At 70.1% G+C, this 22,847-nt stretch carries 15 protein-coding genes and 1 pseudogene; 3 read left to right on the forward strand and 13 right to left on the reverse strand.

Going from position 1 to position 22,847, the window contains the following annotated elements:
- The 4 genes from AQJ67_RS47465 to AQJ67_RS05035 all read right to left on the reverse strand — a co-directional run.
- A partial coding sequence (locus AQJ67_RS47465) for a WXG100 family type VII secretion target (protein WP_482258139.1) occupies window positions 1-1,992 on the reverse strand: 1,992 nt, incomplete at its 3' end.
- 103 nt (window positions 1,993-2,095) lie between these two features.
- Window positions 2,096-2,635 carry a hypothetical protein gene (locus tag AQJ67_RS05025; RefSeq protein WP_159058714.1) on the reverse strand — a complete coding sequence of 180 codons (540 nt, stop codon included), beginning with the start codon at window positions 2,633-2,635 and terminating at the stop codon, window positions 2,096-2,098.
- Window positions 2,635-2,925, reverse strand: a complete 291-nt coding sequence (locus AQJ67_RS05030) for a WXG100 family type VII secretion target (protein WP_062716807.1) — start codon at window positions 2,923-2,925, stop codon at window positions 2,635-2,637. Before AQJ67_RS05030 ends, AQJ67_RS05025 begins: the two co-directional genes overlap by 1 nt.
- A 33-nt stretch (window positions 2,926-2,958) precedes the next feature.
- A complete protein-coding gene (locus AQJ67_RS05035; RefSeq protein WP_062716808.1) occupies window positions 2,959-3,303 on the reverse strand; it encodes a WXG100 family type VII secretion target in 345 nt (114 codons plus the stop codon).
- Window positions 3,304-3,717: 414 nt separating this feature from the next.
- Between AQJ67_RS05035 and AQJ67_RS05040 the strand changes: the two genes are divergently transcribed.
- Window positions 3,718-4,089: a hypothetical protein gene (locus AQJ67_RS05040; protein ID WP_062716809.1), complete on the forward strand. Its 372-nt coding sequence runs from the start codon at window positions 3,718-3,720 to the stop codon at window positions 4,087-4,089.
- A gap of 472 nt (window positions 4,090-4,561) precedes the next feature.
- Here the strand turns inward: AQJ67_RS05040 and AQJ67_RS05045 are convergent, their stop codons facing one another.
- A complete protein-coding gene (locus AQJ67_RS05045) occupies window positions 4,562-5,596 on the reverse strand; it encodes a ketopantoate reductase family protein (protein ID WP_062716810.1) in 1,035 nt (344 codons plus the stop codon).
- A 440-nt stretch (window positions 5,597-6,036) separates the two neighbouring features.
- On the opposite strand from AQJ67_RS05045, the gene AQJ67_RS05050 reads away from it, so the two are divergent.
- Complete coding sequence (locus AQJ67_RS05050) at window positions 6,037-6,630, forward strand: TetR/AcrR family transcriptional regulator (protein WP_062716811.1); 594 nt, start codon at window positions 6,037-6,039, stop codon at window positions 6,628-6,630.
- Between the two features lie 140 nt (window positions 6,631-6,770).
- Here AQJ67_RS05050 and AQJ67_RS48540 read toward each other — a convergent pair.
- From AQJ67_RS48540 to AQJ67_RS47475, 8 genes and pseudogenes are all read right to left on the reverse strand, one after another.
- Window positions 6,771-7,114: pseudogene (locus tag AQJ67_RS48540) on the reverse strand (IS5/IS1182 family transposase); the annotation flags it as partial.
- Between the two features lie 168 nt (window positions 7,115-7,282).
- Entirely contained in the window at window positions 7,283-10,603 is a 3,321-nt protein-coding gene (locus AQJ67_RS05060) for a right-handed parallel beta-helix repeat-containing protein (protein ID WP_062716813.1), read from the reverse strand.
- Window positions 10,600-13,950, reverse strand: a complete 3,351-nt coding sequence (locus tag AQJ67_RS47470; protein ID WP_159058715.1) for a hypothetical protein — start codon at window positions 13,948-13,950, stop codon at window positions 10,600-10,602. The genes AQJ67_RS05060 and AQJ67_RS47470 overlap by 4 nt, the downstream gene beginning before the upstream one ends.
- 14 nt (window positions 13,951-13,964) lie before the next feature.
- Window positions 13,965-15,317: a type VII secretion protein EccB gene (eccB, locus tag AQJ67_RS05070; RefSeq protein WP_062716815.1), complete on the reverse strand. Its 1,353-nt coding sequence runs from the start codon at window positions 15,315-15,317 to the stop codon at window positions 13,965-13,967.
- A gap of 10 nt (window positions 15,318-15,327) precedes the next feature.
- Window positions 15,328-16,734, reverse strand: coding sequence for a type VII secretion integral membrane protein EccD (gene eccD / locus AQJ67_RS05075; protein ID WP_062716816.1), 1,407 nt, complete (start codon window positions 16,732-16,734; stop codon window positions 15,328-15,330).
- A gap of 88 nt (window positions 16,735-16,822) precedes the next feature.
- Entirely contained in the window at window positions 16,823-20,800 is a 3,978-nt protein-coding gene (gene eccCa, locus AQJ67_RS05080) for a type VII secretion protein EccCa (protein WP_062716817.1), read from the reverse strand.
- Window positions 20,801-20,846: 46 nt separating this feature from the next.
- Window positions 20,847-21,521 (reverse strand): helix-turn-helix transcriptional regulator, encoded by a 675-nt coding sequence (locus AQJ67_RS05085; RefSeq protein ID WP_062716818.1) that lies wholly within the window; start codon window positions 21,519-21,521, stop codon window positions 20,847-20,849.
- Window positions 21,503-21,670 (reverse strand): hypothetical protein, encoded by a 168-nt coding sequence (locus tag AQJ67_RS47475; protein ID WP_159058716.1) that lies wholly within the window; start codon window positions 21,668-21,670, stop codon window positions 21,503-21,505. The genes AQJ67_RS05085 and AQJ67_RS47475 overlap by 19 nt, the downstream gene beginning before the upstream one ends.
- Window positions 21,671-21,873: 203 nt before the next feature.
- Between AQJ67_RS47475 and AQJ67_RS05090 the strand changes: the two genes are divergently transcribed.
- Complete coding sequence (locus AQJ67_RS05090; protein WP_063807283.1) at window positions 21,874-22,497, forward strand: TetR/AcrR family transcriptional regulator C-terminal domain-containing protein; 624 nt, start codon at window positions 21,874-21,876, stop codon at window positions 22,495-22,497.
- The last annotated feature ends 350 nt before the right edge of the window (window positions 22,498-22,847 follow it).

Here is a 22,847-nt window from a genome sequence, read left to right on the forward strand (position 1 = left end):
AGCACCCCCAGGCGCCATCGGCATGAACGGCATCCCAGCACCGGCACCAACACCGGCACCAGGCGCCTTCGGAGACGGCCCTCCCAGACCCGGGGCACCCGCCAACGACACCCCGCCGACGCCGCTCCCGGCCCCCGAGCCCGGAAGCGTCACCCCACCAGCGCCCCCACGCCCCAGCACCTCGGACGGCATCCGGGACACAGGAGCACTCGGCGCGGAAACGGTCGGCGCGGACTGGCCGGGCGCCGATACGTCCGGCAACGGCACCTTGCTCGAAGGCGGGTTCGACGCGAGCGACACAGGGTCGATACCCGGACGTACACCACCGGTCGGCGCGGTCACGCCGCCTGCGTCAATGGTGCCCATGGTGGGCGGCGTAGCCCCCTGCCCACCGCCGCCGTGCAACAAGTCCGACGGCATCGGAGCCGGAGACCCGAGTGTGGGCATCCCCGCCGCCCCACCACCGGCATTCCCCCGCCGACTCGCCGAGTTGAGCGACGGCGGCACCACAGGACCCACCGAACCCCCCGTCGGCGACGGCACCCCACCAACAGACGGGGCAGAGGACAGCGACACCGGGTCAACACCCGTGGAGCCGCCCCCCGCACCACCGCCGTTCAACAAACCCGACGGCATCGGAGCCGGAGTGCCACGAGACGGCGACGAGGGCACGTTCGTGCCCCGCGTCCCGGGTGCGGTCGGCAATGTCGCGTTGGGAACGGAGCCCGGGTTGAGTGCCGCGTGCATCGCGGGGTTCACGTTCGTGGAGGTCGGCATAGGGGACGGCTTGGGCGACGGCAGGGGTGAGTTCACCGGAGCCGAAGCCAACTGGGATGGCGGCACTGACGAGTTGGTCGGCACGTTCAGTCGCGAAGGTGTCGGAACCGCTGTACCCACAGATGAGCCCACAGATGAACCCACCGGTGAAACCGCCGGTGTCTGCGGCAAGCCGGGAGACCTCACCGGCGAGCTGTTAGGCCCTGTCCCCGGTAGGGGAGTCGTCACCGGCGCGGCCACGGGACCGATCCCCCCCAACCCCGGCGGTGACACAGGCGTGGGAGCGGGGGTGACGGACGGCACCGAAGGCGACGGCACCGAAGGCACCGTCACCTGAGGAATGGTCGGGAGTGTCGGCGACGTCGTACCCGGCAGCGGGACAGCAGGTGACGTGACCGGCCTCGTGGGAACGGTCGGACCCGGGCCCATCGAGATGGGTGTCGTGTTGACACCGGACGGCGCGGTGATGTCGGGCTGCTTGAAGTCAGTGGGCTTCGGCTGGTCGAAGTTGCCGACCGGACTGCCGAGGGGAGATGTGATGATCGTCGGTGAGACCTGGTTCAGTGTGCGCGTCTCGGCGGAGTACTGACGCGCCAGCGAGTGCAGAACGCCGCGCATGTCCTCCGTCATCATCTTGACGATCTCCGGGCTCTGGCTGACGGGAATGAGCCCGTTCTTCATCGGCTTGATGCCGATTTTCAGCGCCTGCTTGGCATACCAGTCGTCAATGGTCCGGATGTTCGCCTGGGCCACCGCGAGATTGTTGCCGGCGTCGACGAGGGTCTGCGCGACCGAGGCGCCCATACTCCCCCCGGCCAGCGCGTTGGTGCTGGAGGCCACCTGCTTGGAGAAGGTCTGCATCATGGTCATGAAGGAGTCCGCCGCGGTGCCCTGCCACGGCGAGTCCGCGTTACCTGCCAGCGCCTTGGCCTGGGTGACCAGTTGCTCCGAAACCACTCGCAGAACGTCGTGCACGTACTGGAACACGTTGCCGGCGTCGTAGAGGCTTTGCGGCTCTGCCACGGTTTGCGCCCGGTCCCGCTCGTCCTGCTTCGCCATGTTCGAACCACCGAGAATGACCGCCTCGATCTGCTTCCAGTCCCAGGAGTCATAGTCGTTCGAGGACCCCATGACAGAGTTGTTGCCGAAGATTCCGGAGGTCTCCGACGCCTGTGTCGTGTTGCCGGTGTCGTAGTTCTTCTTGGAGTTCGCCATGGCGTCCGCGCTCTCGTCCGTACCTGAATGGGAAAACGCCTAGGGCGGCGTCAGGTCCGGGGAGGGGGACCTGACGCCGCCTAGGCAGCCATACAGCGTGTTGTCATCCGCCAGAGTTCATCTTGCTGAAATCGCTCTGGGCGGACTGCATTGCGGTGTTCAGGTCCTCGGCCGTCATCGTGGCCTCTTCTTCGGTGGTCTTGTAATTGGCACTCAGCTGGCGCATGCCGGCGCTGATGTCTGCCAGACCCTGGCCGAGAGAGTGGAGAACCTTGAGGTAGTTGTTCTGGAGCCCCGAGTCACCGTTGGCTCCGCAGGCGACCTGCCGGAGCATGTAGGCGTCGTAGAAGGCTCCGGGGTTGACCTTCTGGAGCTGCATCAGCTTGTCGTACGCCTTCTTGACCGGCTCCGCGAGCTTGTCCATGTTGTCGGCGAAGAGCTCCATGGACGGCGTGTCGACCGACGTCCTCGATCCCCGGCCGGTACCACCCGGAACCGGCGGCGGCGTGATGTCGGACTTCTCCGGCGCCGACCGCGTGGGCGGCGCGTGGAAGGTCGTGGGGTCCCACTCCTTGGGGGCGGGCCGATGCGCGATCCTGTCCAGCGCCCGCTTCGCCATAGCCTGCCCGGCAGCGGCTGACATCAGCGGCTCCAGTAACTCACGCCGGTCCGCTCGGCCTCGGCGTACTGGGCGATGATCTTGCCCAGCGAAACCTGTGCGTTGCTGGCCTGCACGGTCATGTCGGTAGCAGCCCTGGCCCAGATGTTCCGCTGCTCGTCGAACAGGTCGCGCGCGCCGCTCTCCCACTCGATGATGGCCTTCATCGTGCCGTTCTGCAGTTCACCCAGGAAGTCGTTGATCTGCGCGGAAATCCGGCCCATCTGCATGACCGCATCTTCGAGAGGCGCAAACTGGACACTGTAGTCGGACATCTTCTTCTCCTGTCTGTGAAAGCCGGTGTGTTCTTAGGCCGCGAATCCGGGGAGCGTCGGAGCGTGAATCCCGGCGGCGGCCTGCTGGGCCTTCTGGATGGTCTCCTCGTTCGTCCGCGTCAGCAGGTTGGTGTTGTCGTCCAGGGTCTTCTCCATGCCGTTGAGCACCGAGATCACCTTGTAGAAGTCCTGGAGCCAGCTCTGCAGTGCCCGGTCGAACGCCGCGTTCGCCTGCCCCCTCCACGAGGCCTGAATGTTGGCGAGCGTCTGGTGCATCGCCTTGTACTGGCCGTCGAAGTTGGTGACGCCGTTCGAGAAGACATTGATGGCCTGGCGGAGACCCGCGAGGTCGACCTGTGTCATCTGCTGGGGGTCCATGGCGATCGAACCCTCCTGTTCCTGTCCCGGGTTCGTTGTCGAACCGTCTGCTCACACCTTCTCCGCGGCACAGGACCAACGGAACGGGATTCGCGGCCCCTTGCCCCGCCCACCAGCGATCGTTGCCCCGACGACCCCCAGGACCCGTCGTTTGGCCCATGCATCAGCGCCGCGGGGCGTGGCACGCGCTCCCCCACTGCCTCATGGGCGGGGCCCCCAGCCGCGTTGTCGTCGGTTGCCGACCCTCCGCGTCGACGCCCCCTCCGCCATACATCTGCACACTCCCCCATCGCCCCGCTCGGGCGACTGGAAGGCACGCGCTCACAGCTGGCCTGATCCAGACGGCAGGCCCTACCCATAAGACCGCCGGACGTTGTTGACACCTGCGGTCTCCCATCACCACGAAGGCCTGACATGCACCCTTCAGGCAAACTGCAGCAGGACCGCCAGGCCCAGCGCCGCCTGGCGCTCCTGCGTCACGCCGAGGAAGTCATGGGACACGTCTCGCTGACCTGCCGGCGCTACGGGATCAGCCGGAACTGCTTCTACAAGTGGGAGCGGCGCTACGTCTGTCTGCGGCAGAACCACCACTTCGGGCCGATGAAGATCAAGATGCGCCTTGGGCGGTACCACGGCATCGACGCCGAGGAGTTCTACCGCATGCTCGCCGGCATCGTCATCGACGACACCGGAGTCCCCATCCGTCGCCCGCACGGCTCTCTCGCTGGCCCACGGCGTTGTGGCGTCGACTCGCCATTCCCTTGGGATGTCGGGGGTCTGCGGTGAGGGGACGGAGCCATCTCCGGTGCTGGCGGGTCGAGTTGGCGGAAGGAGCAGCCGCCGACAGGAGGGCTGGGACAGAGGAGAAGCGGCCATAGCCCTGGTTGGTGGGGCGGCAACCGCGTGGCAGGCCCGTGCCCTTCCCTTCCCCAGTAGCGGGCCTTGCGCGGGCGAGAACGGATAGCTCTGGGTGGACAAGGCGGTTGGAGGAGAGTTCGCTCTCTTGCCTGTGACGATGGTGTCATCGGCGCCGTTCCAGCCCGCGACGACGTTGCGAGCCTGTTCGATCTCGCACTGAAGGTGGCGGTCGCTCAGGGATCGGGCGACGAAGTCTTCTGCGCCGGCGATCTCATCGGCCCGCTCGGCGTGTGGCGCAGCCGGGGCAGAAGCGGGGCGAGCCCCCTCACGGCCGCTGGAGGCCGGGGGATTGCGGGCTCCGCCCGTCACCCTTCTGGCACGCGGGGCCCTCGATCAGGTGTCACCGTGCCTGGTCGTCAGCATGGTCTGCCTCAAGCCGGGCCAGCAGGTCCTCGAGTGCGGGCATGGCATGGCTGGTGCGGCGGCCTTCGGCCAGGCAGTCGTGCAGGGTTTGGACGTCCTGGGCGCGGACCTTGCCGCCGTGGTGGAATCGGTTGAACGCCTGGTAGTCCAGCGGCAGCATGTCCTGTTCGATGTTCTGGTGTGTCTGGGCGGTCTCGCGCGGGCCCATGGCCTTGGCCATCTGCTGTCCCGTCTCGCCGTGGCGCGGGAGCGTCATGATCTCGGTCTGGGCGCTGCAGGCCAGATTCCACAGCTCCTCGTCCTGCGTCAGGGTCGCGAAGTCGGGCCAGCCGGCGAGCTCACTCGCCGCGTACACGGGCGCGGCGGCGTTCAGGAAGACGTCGTCGACGGCGCGGGGGATCTGCGCACACTGTGATTGACCGCTGCGCTCGTACAGCGAGGCGAACCGCTCGGCGGCAGCCGCATTGCCGGTCTCGATGCGGAAGCCGATCCGGTTCGCCGGATGCCGGTAGCAGACGCTCGCCTGCGCCAGTGTCGCCGGGTCCGTCGGCGGATGCACGGGCAGGTCGGCCGCGGCCTGATGGCTGAGCATGCCCAGGAACCCGTGGGTGAGCCGGTCCTCCTCGATGCCCAGGGCCTGGAGGTGGTGCTCGCGGACACCGAGGCCGAAGCCGCACATGATGACGTGGGCGTCGCAGGCCCGAACCACATTGCCCAGGCCGCGCAGCAATTCGGTTCCCTCCTGCGTCCGGCTGGTGTGGCCGTCCAGCGTGATGACGACGAACTCGAAGTCCGTACCCGCCAGTTCCGTCACGTCATCGGCGACGCGGTAGTTGCCGAAGGTCTTCAGTTCGGTGTCGTCGTAGCAGTACAGCTGCTGCGTGGAGCCGAGCGCCTCCTTGCGGCCCGGCCGTACCAGGAAGGTGATGTCGGCTCCCGCCAGCCCGAGGTGGTAGCCGACGGGCAGCCCTGTGGCGCCAGCGCCGACGATGAGGACGGATGAGGTGGTCATGCGAATGCCTCCGGTTGAACGGTGGTAGGTCGGTCTGGTTGGTGCAGGAGTGCTCGGGGTCAGCCGAGCTCGGCCAGGCATCGGGCGGCCGGGGCGGGGTGCTCCTCGATCCCCCGCGGCCTGCCGCGTTGCGGGTGCAGGGACGTGATGAGGGCGTCGAGGTCGAACACGGTTTGGTCAGCCCTCTCCGGGGCGAAGCGGCCGAGGTCGGGTCGCCGCTGCGGAGCGCGTCACCGCTGCAGATCACCGCCTTACTGATCACGGCCCAGTCCCGGCCCACGCCGCCGTAGCGCCGACGCGGAACGTCCGAGCTTGTGCGCACCCATGTGAATCATGAGCGCATCTCGAAAATCACGATCCACATGTGAAACATTGTGTCAGAGTAGACCGAGGAGCTCAGGACTGCAATTTTGAGTCTTTCCTGCAGTAGTATCGGAGGCGTGACCCCAGCCGTGACCCGAACCAGCACCCGAGACATCGCCCGCAACGCGGTACGGGCCGAGCTGGCCCAGGTGGCCTTCGACCTGGTCCGCCGCGAGGGGTACGAGAACGTGACCGTGAACGACCTCGCCACCGCCGCAGGCGTCTCGCGCTCCACATTCCTGCGCTACATCGGCAGCAAGGAGGAGGCCGTCCTCAGCGCCTTCGACGCACACGGCGAGCAAGTCGCCGAGGCGCTGCGCGCCCGCCCCGCCACCGAGGACGACTGGACCGCGCTACGGCGTGCACTGGACACCCTGATGGAGCGCTATCGGCAGGACCCGCAGAGCGCGCTCGTGATCACGCGGCTGGTCCAGGACACCCCGGCGCTGTGCGCGCGCCACCTGGAGAAGCAGAAGGGCTGGCGGCCGACTCTCGCGAAGACCCTCGCCGAGCGCGCCGGCGAGGCCGAACCGACGACGCTGGCCCACGCCGCACGCGCCGCCGCGGCACTGGAATGCCTCGACGTCGCCCTCGACCACTGGACAGCCTCCGACGGCCGGCTGGACCTGCCCGGCCTCCTGGACGAAGCGTTCGCCGCTCTGGCCTTCTGACACTGCCCCCGGAACTCCCAACCCCCTACACGACCACATCCCCGACCTCCGCGAAATGCGCGCCGGCGTGGTCCCCCACCTGCTCGAAGCTGCGGAGCCTGATGGATCGCGGGGTACAGATCGACCTTCGACGCCGCCGGATCGAAGCTGGGCGGCCGGCCACCTGCCCGGCCTCGCCGGACACGGGGTCCGATCTGGTCTGAGGGCTGGGGGTTGACGGCCCGGATGCCTCGGCGTCGTAGATGCCGGCGGATTGCGCGGGAGGAACAGGCCGGTCCGCAAGGACGACCTCGGGCCGGGTTCTCGGCCTACCGAGTCCGATACGCGGGACTCTGATCCGGGCCATGACCGCGTCGGACGCCGGCGCATCACCCGCCTGGCCCGCGGTGATGTACAGGGCCAGGGGCCTTGCCCGACCGTCATCGGCCAGGAGGGCCGTCGTGCTCAAGCCACCGCGGGAGCGTCCGAGCGCCTGATCATCGGATTCCGCTTGGCCAAGGGCCCCTCTTCTTGTGAGCGGTTTGGAACGAACCGTCGTCCACGGACCGGATCGGCTGGCATCACCGGCTCGATCCGGTCCCGCATCGCGTCAGTGATCACCCTCCGGACAGGCACATCCGATCAACCGACCAACCCACCGAAGAGACACCCCCTAGGCCCCCGCGCCGGCTCCCGCCAGGGCCGGGCTGCCCTCCTCCGGAGGCCTCTGACCGGTACCGGAGGATTCGGGGGCGTCGGCGTCCCGGCGGGCGCCGCTCGGGCGGATTGCCGGGGAGTCCGACGCGGCCAGACGAGCGGCGAACTGGTGCGCCCCGTAGGCGCCCGCCGGGGGCGGAGAGTCGGTGAAGTGCTCGGCGAGCGAGTCGCGGACATGGTCGTCGACCGTGAATCCGCGTGCTGTCAGGTAACGCAGCGAGAGTTCGGCCGCCTCCGCACCGGAGTAGTCGACGAACGGCAGGTACTCGGCGAAGCAGGCGGCCAGTTCGGAGCCGGCGCGCGCGTTCAGGACCTCCGCCAGCGTCGGGTCCTCCCCGAACAGCACCAGCGCCACCTCGGCGTTGCCGTCCGTGGCGGCTCGCAGCGAGCTCATCACGGCACTGCGCTCCGACTCCGGGCGGGCCAGGAACGCCTGGTCCAGTTCGAGCAGCAGCAGCCCGCCCGCGGCTTCCTCGAAAAGGGCGGCGGCGAACGCCCCGGCCTGCTCCCGCCAGCGCGCCGGGAACGCGGACAGCGCCTGCCGATGCACCGCGCCGGTCGCCAGGAGCCCGTGCTCGGCGAGGCACCGCGCGTACAGCCCGGCCACGGCACTGCGGCCGCTGCCCTGTCTGCCCGCGAACACGACGTTCATCAGCCCGGCGACGGGCTGGCCCTGCCGGTGCAACTCCGCGAGACCGGCGAGGCGTTCGAGGAGCGAGGTGCGGACCGCCTCCAGTCCGACCAGGTTCGCGAGGCGCCGGCTGCTGCGCGGCTCCGGGCGCCTGTTGCCCCCGGAGCCGGGTGCGGCGCTCTCCGCTCCGGACGGCTTCTCCACGTCGTCGGCCGACAGACGGGTGAACTCCGAGTCGGCGGTGGGGGGATTGGCGGCCAGCCGGGATGCCTGACGGTTGATCATCGACTCGAACAGCTGGCGGGCCACGCGTCCGTTGCCGAAGGTAGGGCCCTTCGGGGTGCGTTCGAAGTACGAGGTGAGCGCGTCCAGCGCGGAGTCGGTGAGCTCGTAGTAGTGCTTGCCGCACAGTCCCCGGACGATCGTCACCAGTTCCTCGACCGAGTAGTTGGGGAACTCGACGGTGCGGGAGAAGCGTGAGGCCATACCGGGGTTGGAGGACAGGAACTGGTCCATCTGCTCGGAGTAGCCCGCGACGATCACCACGATCTCGTCGCGGTGGTCCTCCATCAGCTTCATCAGGGTCTCGACGGCCTCCTGACCGAAGTCGGGTCCACTCCCCTTGGCCTGGCTCGTCAGGGTGTAGGCCTCGTCGATGAAGAGCACGCCCCCGATCGCCTTGGTGAAGACCTCGGTGGTCTTGATGGCCGTGGCACCGATGTACTGAGCGACGAGGTCGGCGCGCGCGACCTCCACGATGTGGCCCTTGCTGAGGATGCCGAGTTCGGCGAGGACCGCGCCGTAGAGCCGGGCCACCGTGGTCTTGCCGGTGCCCGGAGGACCGGCGAAGACAAGGTGCCGGCTCATCGGAGGCATGGGCAGGCCCATCTCCTCCCGGCGCTGGGCCATCTTGTTGAGGTTGATGAGGCCGGTGACCTCCTGCTTGACGCTCTCCAGCCCGACCAGCGCGTCCAGTTCGGCGAGCGGCCCGGTGCCGGTGTGCTGCGCCGTCTCCGATGTGTCGGGCCCCTCCGAGCGATCCTCCGGCCGCCTCTTGCTCTTCGGCCCGGACTTGCTCTTCCGGTCGCCGCCGGTCAGGTTGCTGGCCGAGAACAGCGGATTGTCCCGGAGCTGATGGACCTGCTGGCCGCCGTTGTCGCGCACTTCGCAGTCGCGTACGCGTACGGGCTCCTCGGTGTTGGTGCGTACGCCGTCCCCCGCGTTGTCGAAGATCACGCAGTTGCTGACCTCGGCACGCGCGCTCGCCTGGATGTTCACACCGTGTCCGCGGGCGCTGTGCACCCGGCACCCGACGGCCGAGACCGATCCACCGCCGGTCACCCGGATCGCGTCGGTCCCGGAGCCGGCGACCTCGCTGTCCCGCAGGGTGAGCGTCGCGTCCTTGCCGACGAGGACCTCGCAGCCCTGGAGCCGGGCGGACACCACCTCCGCCGCACCGCCGTCGGTCAGGGCGAGCCCGGTGCCGCCCGAGGTGCGCACGCGCAGCTCCTGGAAGGTGCCGGTGCTCTTCTCGGCCAGGACCACCGCGTTCGCCCGGTCGGTGACGATCTCGCTGTCCCGCAGGGCGACCTTGGCCGCGCCCTCCACCCGCAGCCCGGTGCCCGCGCCCTCGGCCACCCGCAGGTGCTCCAACTCGGCGGTGGACCCTTCCGTGACGAGCACAGCCGCCTCGGCCGCCTCGCGTACAGCCAGATGTCTGAGGTCGGCGGTGCTTGCGCCGTCCACGACGACGCCCACCGACGCCTGTGTGATCTCGCAGTTCTCCAGCCGGGGCCGCGACTTCCCGGTGATGCGGAGTGCGGTTCCGCCCGGCGCGGCGAGGGTGCACGCCTTGAGCTGCGGGCTCGCGCCACCGGCGATGTGCACCGCCTCCGCACCGGCACCGGAGAACCGGCAGCCGGTGAGAGTGATCCGACCCTTGCCGGTGAGGTACGCGTCCACGCTCGCGCTGTCGGTCACGGTGAGGCCCGACACGGCCGCCGCGCCGTTCTGCTCGACGACCAGCGCCGGCTTGCCGCTCGCGCTGATCGCCGTGTCCTTGATCTGGACGCCCCCCTGGCCGTTGACGCAGATCCCGTTGCCGCCGGCCTGCTCGATGACGCTGTCCCGGACCGACAGCCGGCCGCCCTCGGCCACCACGATCGCGGACGAGCGGGCCGCCTTCACGACGGTCTTCTCGACCGTGTTGCCCCCGGCCGAGGTGACCACGATTCCGGCGCCGGGTGCCTCGTCGATGCGGCAGTCCCGTGCCGCCAGCGTCCCTTGATGCCACGCCAGGATCGCCGTCCATCCCGCGCCGGTGATCCGGCAGGCGTCGAGTGCGGCCTCGCCGCGCCGGATCTCGACGGCGGCCGTGTCGTCGTCTCCGCCGGAGATCGTCAGACCGGAGAGCTTCACCGCCTCGGCGTCGATCACGACGGCGCTTCCCGAATTCACACGGATGAGGACCTCGCTCGTGCCGCTCTCGGCAGCGATGGTCACCAGGCGCGTGATGACCAGAGCCTCCTCGTACGTCCCCCCGGCCACGGTGATCAGCGCGCCGTCGGCGGCGGCGCGCAGTGCGTCGCCCAGGGACTGGTAGGCACCCGGACGGTCCCGGGAGACCAGCAGGACCTGCCTCGTCATGGCGTCGTTCCCTTTCTGGGTGGTGCGGTGTCGGCGCTGCGCGGCGCTGCGCTGCGGCCTGTCACGATCAGCCCCGGCGGATGGCGAAGTGTGCCGGCGGCCGCCGCCGGGAGGCGGGTGGCGGGCTTGGCGTCCTGCCATTCCGTTGCGGCCTGCTCAAGCCCTGCCATGGCGATGTCGTCCAGGGGCAGGCGCCGGAGGTCGACGCTGCCGTCCGCGCCGATCTCCGGACCGGTCAGCTCTCGTAGCAGCACGCGTCGTTCCGCGTCGCGCACCCCGAGCACCTTGAAACTGGTGCCGGGCAGGTAGAGCACCCGGTCGGGGACGGTTGCGTCCAGCAGGGCGGTACGGCGGGCGGTCATCGACCAGATCAGTACGTCGACATCGCCGGCCAGCTCCGGATGTGCCGTGGTCAGCGCGGAGCAGAACGCCCACTCGGTGACGAGCCGACGCTTGCCGTACCACTGCCACTCGGCCTCGCTCAGTGTGGTGCGCAGCAGCGTTGCACCGCGATAGGACGGCAGCCGACGCAGCCCGGATGCCACGCAGCGGGCCAGCGGTACGTGGGGTCCGGTCTTTCCGCTCCGCACCGCGCTGTCGATCCGGTCGGTGCCCCCGGACAGGTACAGCCGGACCGCGACAAGGTCGGTGACCACGTCCTCGGCGGACTGCCGGGAAGCGCCGCGCAGCCCTGGGGACTCGGACAGCACGCGTGCCACGTGGTTCGCGGCGGAGCCGTACTGCTCTTTGAACGTCCTTCGCAACCAGCTCCGTTCCTGCTCGATTCCGCGCTCCGGGGGTGCGGCGCAGGCTTCGGGGCCGGGGACGGGTTGCACCCGCACCGCCGACTGCTGGGCCCTGGGCTGCTGCGCCGCAGTGGGAGTCGGCGCGGGAGTTGGTGTTCCGGATGGTTCGGGGGCCCGGGAGAGACCTTGCGCGCCCGAGGGGCCGGAGGCAGCGGGCACAACCGGCGTTCCCGGAGGACCGGAGGAATGCGCCGCGGGGGACGCGGAGTCCAGCACCGGAGCCGGCACGGGAGCAGGCACGGGAGTGGGCACGGACGGCGTGGGCGGAGCCGGCAGCGCGGTCGTCCGCGGCGCCGGGCCTGTCCGGATCTCCAGATCCATGGCTTCGGCACCTGCGGCCGAGGCGTCGCTCGGTTCGACAGGTCCGGTCTCGACAGGCGGGGCGGACTCCAGTCGAAGGGATCGCGGGCGCATCGGAGCCGGGGGCGGCGTCAGCTGTGCTTCCTCGGTGTCTGGCCCCGTGGGACCAGCGGACACGGCCGGCGTGGCCGCGGTCCCGGGGGTGAGGGACACCGGCTCAGGCTCCGCCGACTCGGCCGCGGGGACGATCCGGCCCGTCTCAGCCTCCGGCACCGGTCCCTCATGCCCCGACTCCCCTGCAGGCCCCGGTATTTCGACCACGGGAACGGGCTCGCCGGCCACGGAACCCGGGGCAGGCCCAGGCACCCCTGATCCGGATCCGGGGTGCCCCGGCGCGGGGGTCGGCACTGCGGCCCCGGGCGCAGGTTCGCCGGCCGCAGAGCCCGGTGCAGGCTCCGCAGGAGCGACCACGGGCCCAGGGCCGTGCGTCACAGGACCCGGGACAGGCCCCGAGACACCCGCCACAGGGACGGACCCGTCCCCTGCAGAACCCGAAACGCCGACAGCGGACCCGCCATCATCCGCAACGGACTCCGGCGTGGACCGCCGCCTCTCGAACGCCGGCGCGCGCTCACCCACCGCAGGCCCCGCAACACCGGTCGCGGGATCCGGAACATCGACCACCGGCCCTGGACCGCCCGCCGCGGGCCCGGCCACCTCGGCAGCAGGCCCACGCTCGTCCCTCGCAGGCACCAACCCGGGCTCCGTGACCCCGGCTTCTCTCCCGCTGTGTCCGGCGGTCCCGCTCTGTCCGGTTGCAGGCACCGACGCCCCAGCCGCAGCCCCGGGCTCATCCTCCACGGACACCGGTGCCGGGCCCGGTACCGACGTGGGCTCATGAGCTCCGGGCGGGTGCGGGGCACCGACGCGGGAAAGGTTCCCGGTTGTTTCCTTCGGAGCGGGCAGCACACGGCATGCCGCGGCAAGCTCGGGACCGAGCCTCTGCCGTACCTCTTCGGCCAGCGACCGCATCCGCTCGGCGGACTCCGACGTGCCCGCGTCGAAGTGGATGACCAAACCGGTCCGGTCGGGCGGGACGTGGTAGACGGCCGTGACGTCGACCGGGACCGTGGGTGGCCGCAGCCACAGACCGCTCTGGGTCACCTCCAGCACGGCGTCGGGCGCGTATTCGTACACGCCGGGCAGGACCTCCGGCAGACCGTCCACCGGCGGACGAAGGCCGAGCAACGCGGGCGGCGCCAGCTCCACGGAGCCGTTCGCGCCGGCCTGCCGGTAGACGAGCTCACGCACGAAGGTCGTCGGGCCCGGTGTGCCGTCCTCTCCGAGCACGCGCGTCAGCGTGCCGTCCGTGCCCGGATCACCGACCGTCGGCAACCCGGCGTAGAGGGTGACCTCGTGGCCGAGCCGGTCGGCCAGTATCTGACCGAGCGCCTTGTCCTCCGGCGCACCCACCGGCCCGTACGGCACGAAGCGCACCAGAGGGCGGGCATCCGGCGCGACGCATCCCCAGAACCGTTCGATTTCCGCCAGCGGCAGATCCGGCCCGGGGCAGCCGAGCACCACGGTGAGGCGATCGGTCTGGCAGCGCAGGAAGGCTGCCAGTCTCCTGCGATGGACGTCCAGCTCGTTCGCCGGCTGGTCCGTCCGTCGGATCCAGACGCCGGCGGGAAGGGGTTCGGCCGTGCCGACGACACTGGTGGCGAAGGAGCGCTGCGGCACCGCGTGGTCCCAGTCCGGCGCGGGAAAGCGCCGCGAGACCCGGGGCGCCGGTCTGTGCGGTGCGAGCCGCGTCCAGACGGACGATCGGCGGGGGCGGAAGCCCAGCCATCCGGAGCCGCCGTCCTCCGGTACGAAGAGGACGCCCCCGGCGGCGGGGAGCACCCTGCCGTCCGGGGTGAGCACTGTCCGGTCGAGCCGGTCGGCCAGTAGCTGACCGACCGTCATGGCGGTCTCGCGGCTGCTCGGCCGGCCGATCACCACCCGGAACGAACGCCCTCTGCGCTGGAGCAGTCCGGCGACCGACTCCCAGTCCTCGGTCGGCGGATCCGCCGGGAGGTCGACGACGACCAGGGTGTGTTCGGGGTCCTTGGCCAGCCCGGCGACGAAGGCACGCACCCGCGGGTCGATCTCCCCCTCGGGATGGACGAGGAGCGCACCGCCGATGTCCTGGCACTCCAACCGCGCACGGCTTGCACTGCGCGGACCGCTCTCGGATTGCACTACGTCCCACCTCCCTAACCGGCACGTGCCGTGACGGCGGTCTTGGCGGCGGTGGCGTCCAGCCTCGGACCCGTGGACGCCAGGTCGAGCAACTCCCGCGGGAGCGTGCTCACCTTGGCCTGGCCGTAGCCGAACGCCACGACGGCGTTGTCACCCAGCGGGTACTTCTTGCCGCTGTCGGTGATCAGGAAGAGCTGCGCCGCGGAGCCGGTGGGGTCGGCGGAGTCGGACGCCTGCGCGGACGGCGCCGCGGCGAGCACGGCCTTGTTCGGCGGCACATACAGACCGGAGGAGCTCAAGCCGGCCGCGACGGGCTCGGTCACGACCGTGCCCCCCTTGGAGCTTCCGGCCTTCTGCAGCACGCAGAGCGCTGAGCCTCCCGGTTGGAAAGCGGACCCCGAGAGCACGTCCGGCACAGAGGTCAGCAAGGAGCGGTCCGACGAGACCTGGGCGGCCGCCACATCGGCCGCGCTCACCTGCTTCGGTGCGGTGGCTCCGGGTACCGCGCTGAGCAGGGCGGACGCCGTGCGGTTGATCGGCGCGAGGCCGTCGGGCAGCAGCACGTACAGCTCTTGTGCCCCGGCGGCCGTGGCCTCGAACAGCTGCCCCACCCGCGCGGGACTCCCGGCGACGGTGGGGCCCGTGGAGCCCGCCCCCTTGATGCTCGGGGCGGTCAGCGTCCCGGCGGAGGGCAGTTGAGCCAGCCATGTCGCCGAGGCCCGGAGGGGCTGTTCGGCCACCAGGCCGAGCGCGACCAGTTCGGCATGGGACCTCAGCCGGGACTTTTGGCCCTGCCAGAGGATGTACCGGGTGTTGTCCGGCCCGGCGAGCAGGACCCGCTGGTTGCGCGGGACAGGGGTGGTACGGCCCGTCGGGTCGAGGTCCACCAGCGTGCTTCCGCTGCCCGGCGGCAGGCACACCGAACGGTCTCCGGAGACCAGTTCGGCGGCGGGAGGCACGACATCGGGTGCGCCGAGGATGCCGAGCTGCGGTCCCCGCCGGACGCCGTCCAGGGAGTCGCGTGATACGGAAATGACCTTGCCGCGGCCCCCCGTGACCAGCAGCGCCGAGGCGTAGTTGGCCATCGGGTACAGCTGCTTGCCGAGGTAGACGTACCGGTTACCGGTCTCCTTCTCCACGATGATCGACCCGGGACTGCGCCAGGCCGTGCTCGCTCCGGGGCTCATCAGGCCGTATACCGCGAATCCCGCGGCGAGCAGCACGGCCACCAGCGCACCGAACTGCATGCCGAGATGGCCGCGCCGCATGGGGACTTCGACCGGGCCCGGATCGCCGGCCACCAGTGCTGAAACCAGCCGGCCGACGGCGAACCTGTGTGCCTGGACGTGATCGCGTCGATTCTGCACCGCCGCCTCCTCAACCGGCCAGCGAACGGAAGTACGCGTACACGTTCAGCACCTGCAGCAGCAGCGGGACGAGGGCCAGCGCCGTGCAGCCCTCAAGAAGCTCGCCGAGACGTCCCCATATCGGCCGTAGCCGTGCACCGGGCAGGCGCCAGGCCCCCGTCAGCAGCAGAGCGGCGGCGGCGAACAGCCCGAGCATGAGGGCGGACTGTTCCAGAGGGGTCGCCCCCAGGGCGAGGGACAGCAGCACCAGGATCGCCCCGAGCACGCCGGCGACCACCAGCGCGATGCGCTGCCACGCGTTGGCCACGCCACGCGCGCGCAGCAGCACCGCCGCGCTGAACACCGCGGTGAACACCCAGCCCGACCAGTTCGGGGACTGCACCAGCAGCGCGGCGGCCACCGTGAAGACCGCGGCCACGGACAGGAAGAAGACGCTGAGGTAGCCGTCCGCCACCTCGACCCGGCGGGTGACGAGTGCCTCCGGCAGCGGGTCGATGCCCTGCTGCAGTTCCTCGGTGTTGTGCGGGAGTTCCACGACGCGCAGTCTGGCCACGAACAGCGCGATGCGCGGGGCGACCGGGGACACGGCGAACAGGGCCGACGCGAGCACCGCTGCGACCCGTGTGGCGTCCCACCCGAGCACGATCGACAGGAACGATCCGAACTCCACCGTGCCCGCGAGCACGAGCAGGCTGCCGAACACCGCGATCGGCACCCTGCCGGTCGCCAGGACGGCGGCGGCCGCCGCCCCGGTGAACGCGGCGGTGACCAGCCCGTCGAGCCGGCCGGGTGAGAGCAGGCCGGCGGGGCCCGCCGCCGCCGCAAGGCCCGCCAGCGTGGCGAACACGCATGCGCCCAGGCCGGTGACAGTCCCCATGCCCCGGTCTTCCAGCTTCGTGGTGACCAGAGCGCAGCCGACGACCAGGCCCAGTGCGAGCAGGCCGCAGGTGATCGCGGTCAGCGGACCGGGGCGTGCGGCGAGGGCCAGGACGACGCCGGACACCAGCACCAGACAGGCCAGGACGAGGCAGAGGATCCGGGTCAGTTCCGGTCGCCAGCGGTTGCCTCGGCTGCTGATCGCGGTGGCCACTCCGTCGGCCACGTCGTCGAACTGCAGCTGCGCCAGGGGGCTGTCCTTCGGCCGCAGGTACAGAACGTCACCGTCCCGCAGGCCGAGGGTCTCCGGGGTGCCGTCCAGATCCAGCGGGGCCTCTCCGAGACGTTGCAGCGCCCAGCTGCCGCCGAGGTCGTCCTCGGCCACGGCCCGCCGCACCACGACGGGCAGGAGGGTACCGATCATGGCGGAGACGGGCACCGCGAGGTCGGTGCGGCCGGATGGCGCGTTGATGGTCAGCCGGCAGACATCGGCGGTTCCCCCGTGCCCTGCGCGGGACGGGGACGACGCGGCGGTGCTCATTGTTCTCCTGCGGTGCGCGGACGGGGAATCGTTGATGCTGTACGCGAGGTCGAAGCGGTGCCCGGGTGCCGGGTGTCCGTCGCAGTGCTCATGACGGCGCCGCGAGTCCGGTCTGGAGCAGACCGACACCGCGCCGGGTGACGAACTGAGCGCGGCCCGCGGGCAGCGTGCGCGGTTTGGCCTCGCCGATGAACTTGCCCTCTTCCTTGGGGTAGGAGAAGAGCAGCGCCGGGCTTCCCAGTTCCCACATCCGGCGCATCAGCGGGTCCATCATGGCGCGCATCGCTCCGGAGGTGCTGCGCGCGACCACGATGTGCAGTCCGATGTTGGCCGCCTGGGCCAGCAGCGGCACCATGGGCGACATCGGGTTGTCCATGGCTCCGCCGGTGGCGAACAGGTCGTAGTCGTCGATGAGCATGAACAGCCGCGGCCCCTGCCACCAGTCGCGCTGCGACAGCCGCTCGGGGGCGATGTCGGGGCCGGGCACCCGGCCGCCCACCGACGCCGCGGCGCTGGCGGCGAGTTGCGCCAGTGCCTCGGTGCCCACGGCGTAGCCGACGCGGTACTCCTCGGGGACGTCCCTCAGGAGCTGCCGGCCGGGATCGGCGAGCAGGATGCGCGCCTCGGCCGGGGTGTAGCGGGAGGTGATCGCCTTGGCGACCAGGCGCAGCGTGTTGGTCTTCCCGGTGGCGTCGTCGCCGAAGGCCATCAGGTGCGGCACCTTCTCGAAGTCGTGCCAGACGGGCTCCAGGCGCTTCTCGTCCCAGCCCAGACAGAACCGCATGTCGCCGTCCGGTGGCGGCAGCTGCTCCATCGGCAGGTTGGTGGGCAGCAGCCGGACGCCCGGGGCCGACCGGCCGGTCCAGAACGTCTCGATCTCCGCCACCGCGGCCTTGGTCGCGCTGGTCAGATCGTCGATCTCCGAGGAGCCGTCGAGCCGGGGCAGAGCGGACAGGAAGTGGTGGCCGGCGCTGGTGAGACCGCGTCCGGGACGCGAGGGCACTCCGCCGGCCTGCCGCGTTCCGACCTCCGACTCCATGGCGTCGCCGAGCCGGAGTTCGAGCTTGGTGCCCATGAGGTCACGCTGCTTGGGGCGGATCTCCGACCAGCGGACCGCCGATGCCACGACGTGCACACCGAAGGACAGACCACGGCTGGCCAGCTCGGCGACTCGGTCCTCCAGCTCGTCGAAGTCCTGCCGGAGCGTGCCCCACCCGTCCACCACGAAGAAGACGTCGCCGTACGGGTCGTCGATCTGCCCGCTCCTGCGCAGCGCGCGGTAAGCGGCCATGGATTCCAGGCCCATGCTGGTGAAACGTTCCTCGCGTGTCTCGAGGATCTGGGTCATCTCCTCGACGGTGCGCAGCACCCGGTCGCGTTCGAGGCGGGTGGCCACCGAGCCGACGTGCGGCAGGCCCGCGATGGAGACGATGCCGCCGCCGCCGAAGTCCAGGCAGTAGAACTGGACTTCCTCGGGGGTGTGCGTCAGGGCGAGCGAGAGGATCAGGGTGCGCAGCAGGGTGGACTTGCCGCTCTGCGGTGCTCCCGCGATGCCGACGTGCCCGTCGGCTGCGGAGAGGTCAGCCACCAGGAGTTCACGCAGCTGCTCATAGGGGCGGTCCACCATGCCGAGCGGTATCTTCAGGGCGCCGACGGCCGGGTAGTCGCTGGCGCTCATGCCGCGCAGCGGGTCGGGCACGATGCCCGGCAGCAACTGGTCCAGGCTCGGCGACTCGTCCAGCGGTGGCAGCCACACCTGGCGGGCGGGCGGGCCGGCGTCGGTGAGCCGGTCGATCAGCACATCGAGCAGGCTTTCGGAGCTCTCGGACTGCTCGTCGTCGCGTGACGGCTCGTCAGGTTCCGGTGAGACGAAGGGATCCACGGTCGCCGGGTCGACCGGAAGCAGCGTGCGCTGATCGAGGCCGAAGGGGACGATCTCGGCCGCCGGCCCGGTCGGGGCGTCGCCCGCCACGGCGCGGGTCTGCGGCTCCGGGCAGGGTCCGGAGACGTAGGCCGCCTTGAATCGGACCAGGTTGGTGGTGTCGACCTTCAGGTATCCGTGGCCGGGCGCCGAGGGCAGCTCGTAGGCTCCCGTGACGCCGATCACGCTGCGCGACTCCATGGAGGAGAAGGTGCGCAGGGCGATCCGGTAGGAGAGGTGGCCCGCGACCTTGTGGATACTGCCTTCGTCAAGTCGCTGCGAGGCGAGCAGCAGGTGCACGCCGAGGCTTCGTCCGACGCGCCCGATCATCACGAACAGGTCCACGAACTCCGGCTTGCTGGAGAGCAGTTCGGAGAACTCGTCGACGATGAGAAGCAGCGACGGCAGCGGGGTGAGCCGGGCCCCGCCGAGTCTGGCCTTCTCGTACTCGAAGAGGGAGGCGTAACCGGCCTCACGAAGCAGCTCCTGGCGGCGGATCACCTCTCCCTGCAGCGAGTCGCGCATCCGGTCGACCAGCGGCAGCTCGTCGGCCAGGTTGGTGATCACCGCGGACGTGTGCGGCAGCTTCTCCATGTTGAGGAAGGTGGCGCCGCCCTTGAAGTCGACGAGGACGAGATTGAGGATCTCGGAGGAGTGCGTGGCGCACAGGCCGATGACCAGGGTGCGCAGGAGTTCGCTCTTGCCGGATCCGGTGGCACCGATCAGCAGGCCGTGCGGCCCCATCCCACTCTGCGCGGACTCCTTGAAGTCCAGCTCGACGATCTCGCCGTCCTCGGTCACCCCGAGGGGCACCCGCAGACGGGCATGCTGCGGGGTACGCGGCCGCCACTGGGAGGCCGCGTCCAAGGTCCGCGGGGCGCGGATGCCGAGCAGAGCGGTCAGGTCGAAGTCGTTCTCGAACGGTTCGTCGACCAGGTCCACCACCCCGCCGGTACGCATCGGTGCCAGGTGTCTGGCCAGGTTCTCGGCCTCGGCCGCACTCAGTCCGTCGGCTCGCGCGGATGCCGTGGAGTCGCCGGAAGGGAAGGTCACCTCGCCGTTCTCGGTGGTCAGACGCAGTACCTTCGGACCGCCGGTCATGTCACCGGTCAGGTCGAGCAGGACCACGTTGCGCAGGCCGGCGCCGAGCAGCCGGGAGCCGGCCGGGAGGTGGGTTCCGGCGGCGACGATCACGATGAACGGCTCGGACGTGCTGGGCGCCTCGGACTTGTCGTGGTCCGGGCGGTCGGTGACGTCCTGACCGAGGAGTTCCAGCAGTGCGTCGTGGTCGGTGGCGACGAGCCGCAGCGCACCCGCGGCGTCACGCTCGTGTGGATGGGCGTTGTGGGGCAGCCACTTGACCCAGTCCCAGTCCGCCCGGCCCTCCTCGTCCGTGAGCACGGCGATCCGCAGTTCGTCCGGCGAGTGGAAGACGGCCAGTTGGCAGAGCATCGCCCGGACCAGTATGTACGCGTAGGCGCCGTCCCCTGCGAACTCGACGCTGCTGAAGCTGCGGAGCGAGACGGGGACGGCCATGCCCTCGACCGACTGGTGGGCCTTGATGAACCTGCGCAGCGAGATCGCGGAGAGGGGTTCGAGGTCCTCGACCGGCTTGGTCTCCGGGGGGACGAAGCGCAGCGCGGCTCGTCGTGAGCCGAGCCCGACCCGGACCCGGGCGAAGTCGTCGTGGCTGGCGCGGCGCTCCCACAGCCTGGACCCCATCGCCAGCGACCACAGGTCCTGGGGTTCGGGATGGTCCCACAGGACGGCGGCCCGCTGCTCGGCCGCCGCCTCCCTTGCCTGCTTGCGCAGTTGGGCGAGGTAGCGCAGGTAGTCCCGGCGCTCGGCCCGCATCCGCCGCTTGCGCTCCTTGCCGGCCTGCCCGAGCTGGGTCAGGCTCATCGCGATCATGGAGACGCCCATCATCCCGGACATCATGTACGTGGTGGGCGAGCCGTTGCCCAGCGAGAGGCCCACCGCCATGGCGGCCGAGCCCAGGCCCATGGGGAGGAAGGCCAGCGCGGACCCGAAGTCGACGCTCGCCGGCTCACCGAGCACCGGCGGCTCGGCCAACTCGATCTCGCCCTCGGGCATCTCTGGAGCTGCCGCGCGCGAGCCACGCCTGACCGGCAGGGTGTTCGTCATCCTGGTCCTCCCGCGAATGTGGCACGGCAGAGGCGCTCTTGAGGATTCACAGCGCCCCGCACTTCATCGCGTACGCGACCGCGTGGGAGCGGTTGCGTAGGTTCAGCCTGGTCAACATGCCACTCACGATGTTCTTGATGGTTCGCTCCGAGTAGCTCAACTGCTTGGCGATCTCCACGGTGTCCAGGCCGTCGGCGAGCAGCCTCAGCACCTCGACCTCCCGTTCCAACAAGCCGCCGACGGCCAGCCCGTGGGGCACGAGCACGGTGCGCTGAATGGTCCTGACCTGCTCCAGCAGCCAGCCGACCATCTTTTCGGGGACGAGCGCGCGGTCCCGGCTGCTGTCCCGGATCGTCTTCACCACGCGGTCCCGGTCGGCCTCCTCACGCGACACGAAACCGACCAACCCGCTGGCGACCGCTCGCATCAGGTAGTGCTCGCTGATGGTCTCGGCGATGAGCACGATCCGCATCTCGGGATTGGTCGACTCGGTCGCAGCCTGTTCCATCCATTCGACGATGTCCTCCGTGGTCTGGTGGACCGTGATCAGCAGTACGTCGGCTTCCCGTCTCCGAGCGGGCGGGACCAGCGTGATCCCGGGGGTGTCGCGCAGGCAGGCGACGGCACCCTCACCGCTGACCGGGTCGGCGGCGTGCACGGCCACGCCGATCGCCGCGCTCTGTGCCCCTGCCATCGACGCCTCTACCGCGCGGGCGGCCATACCGACCAGCCTGCTTCTGTGTCACGGGACGGAGCGGGGGTGAGGATGGGGGTGAGGGTGGGGACGAGGTCGAGGACCGGGTTCAGTGCCCCGGGTTTCACGTCCCCGGCGCGGCCGGTTCCCCCGATGAAGACGATGTCGGCGTGCATGGCGTGCGATCTGCCTTTCCCTGACCTGAGGCGTCACCCGAACCTAACCGAATGACATTCAGTTGACGATAATATAGGCGACTTCCCCACCCTCGGGAAGGCATAAATGAATGCCATTCGATAACGGCTCGGTTACGGCCATCCGAGCTCACCGCCGCACTCCAAAGACCCGCCAATTAGCCCAAACACGAAACGGAGCCACCATGGGACGGCCACGCACCCCCTTGCTTGACCGCCGCCGCATCGCCGCCGCCGCCCTGGACCTGGCCGACCAACAGGGCACCCTCACCATCCCCGCCCTCGCCAGAGCCCTCGGCGTGGCCCCCTCCGCCCTCTACCACCACGTCTCCGGCCGTGACGAGATCATCTCGCTCATGCGTGAGGAACTCATCATCACGACCAGCTGCGACCGGGACTGGTCACAGCCCTGGCCCCAGGCGCTCGACAAATGGACCCGCGGCTACCTCGCCGCCTTCACCGCCCACCCACGAGCCGTCCCCCTCCTCGCCACCACCCCACTCGCCGAACCCTGCATCCACGCCGTCTACGAAGAAGTCGCCGAACTCCTGCTCACCTCGGGCTTCGCCAAAGACCAGATCATGCCCATGATCACCGCCCTCGAGAGCTTCACCCTCGGCTCCGCACTCGACTCGATCGCACCGCCCGTCATGGTCTCCGACGTCGCGCGCGAAAAGGCACCCCACCTCGCCATCGCCCTCGACCACACCCCCACCGACCAACAGCGCGCCCAAGCCGCCTTCGACACCGGCCTACAGGCCCTGCTCACCGGTTTCGCCGCCCTCCTCCCCGACCACCACACTCCCTGACCAACCACCGGCGCCGCCCTGGTCGTCGACTGAGCCCGGACGTACGTGGGCCTGAGCGTCCGCATGCCGCCGCTGCTGATCGCCGGTGCGCACAAGGAGTCGGGAACACCTCAACGGCTCGACGGATCCGGTGAGGCCGACACTCGTGCAGGGTCACCGTGTGCACGTGCGCCGACGACGCCGCGGCGGTGGCCCGAAGGACCGAGCGGGCCGGATCGTCGGTGCTACGGCCAGCAGATCGAAGGACTCGACCAGGACGGACGCCGCCGGGTACCAGTCGGCGAGCCGGTCCTGGCCAACCGGTGGCCGGAACAGCACGACGTCCGAGATGCCGAGGAGGGACGGGACGT

Origin of the sequence: Streptomyces caeruleatus (assembly GCF_001514235.1) — a bacterium.
GTDB classification, from domain to species: domain Bacteria; phylum Actinomycetota; class Actinomycetes; order Streptomycetales; family Streptomycetaceae; genus Streptomyces; species Streptomyces caeruleatus.

Excerpts from the sequence above, each read along its gene's own strand:
- AQJ67_RS05085 (WP_062716818.1), bottom strand. The coding sequence starts at position 21,521 with ATGGCCGCCCGCGCGGTAGAGGCGTCGATGGCAGGGGCACAGAGCGCG.
- AQJ67_RS05025 (WP_159058714.1), bottom strand. The coding sequence starts at position 2,635 with ATGTCAGCCGCTGCCGGGCAGGCTATGGCGAAGCGGGCGCTGGACAGG.
- AQJ67_RS05045 (WP_062716810.1), bottom strand. The coding sequence starts at position 5,596 with ATGACCACCTCATCCGTCCTCATCGTCGGCGCTGGCGCCACAGGGCTG.
- AQJ67_RS05090 (WP_063807283.1), top strand. The coding sequence starts at position 21,874 with ATGGGACGGCCACGCACCCCCTTGCTTGACCGCCGCCGCATCGCCGCC.
- AQJ67_RS05060 (WP_062716813.1), bottom strand. The coding sequence starts at position 10,603 with ATGACGAGGCAGGTCCTGCTGGTCTCCCGGGACCGTCCGGGTGCCTAC.
- AQJ67_RS05040 (WP_062716809.1), top strand. The coding sequence starts at position 3,718 with ATGCACCCTTCAGGCAAACTGCAGCAGGACCGCCAGGCCCAGCGCCGC.
- AQJ67_RS47475 (WP_159058716.1), bottom strand. The coding sequence starts at position 21,670 with ATGCACGCCGACATCGTCTTCATCGGGGGAACCGGCCGCGCCGGGGAC.
- eccD (WP_062716816.1), bottom strand. The coding sequence starts at position 16,734 with ATGAGCACCGCCGCGTCGTCCCCGTCCCGCGCAGGGCACGGGGGAACC.
- AQJ67_RS05030 (WP_062716807.1), bottom strand. The coding sequence starts at position 2,925 with ATGTCCGACTACAGTGTCCAGTTTGCGCCTCTCGAAGATGCGGTCATG.
- AQJ67_RS05035 (WP_062716808.1), bottom strand. The coding sequence starts at position 3,303 with ATGGACCCCCAGCAGATGACACAGGTCGACCTCGCGGGTCTCCGCCAG.
- eccCa (WP_062716817.1), bottom strand. The coding sequence starts at position 20,800 with ATGACGAACACCCTGCCGGTCAGGCGTGGCTCGCGCGCGGCAGCTCCA.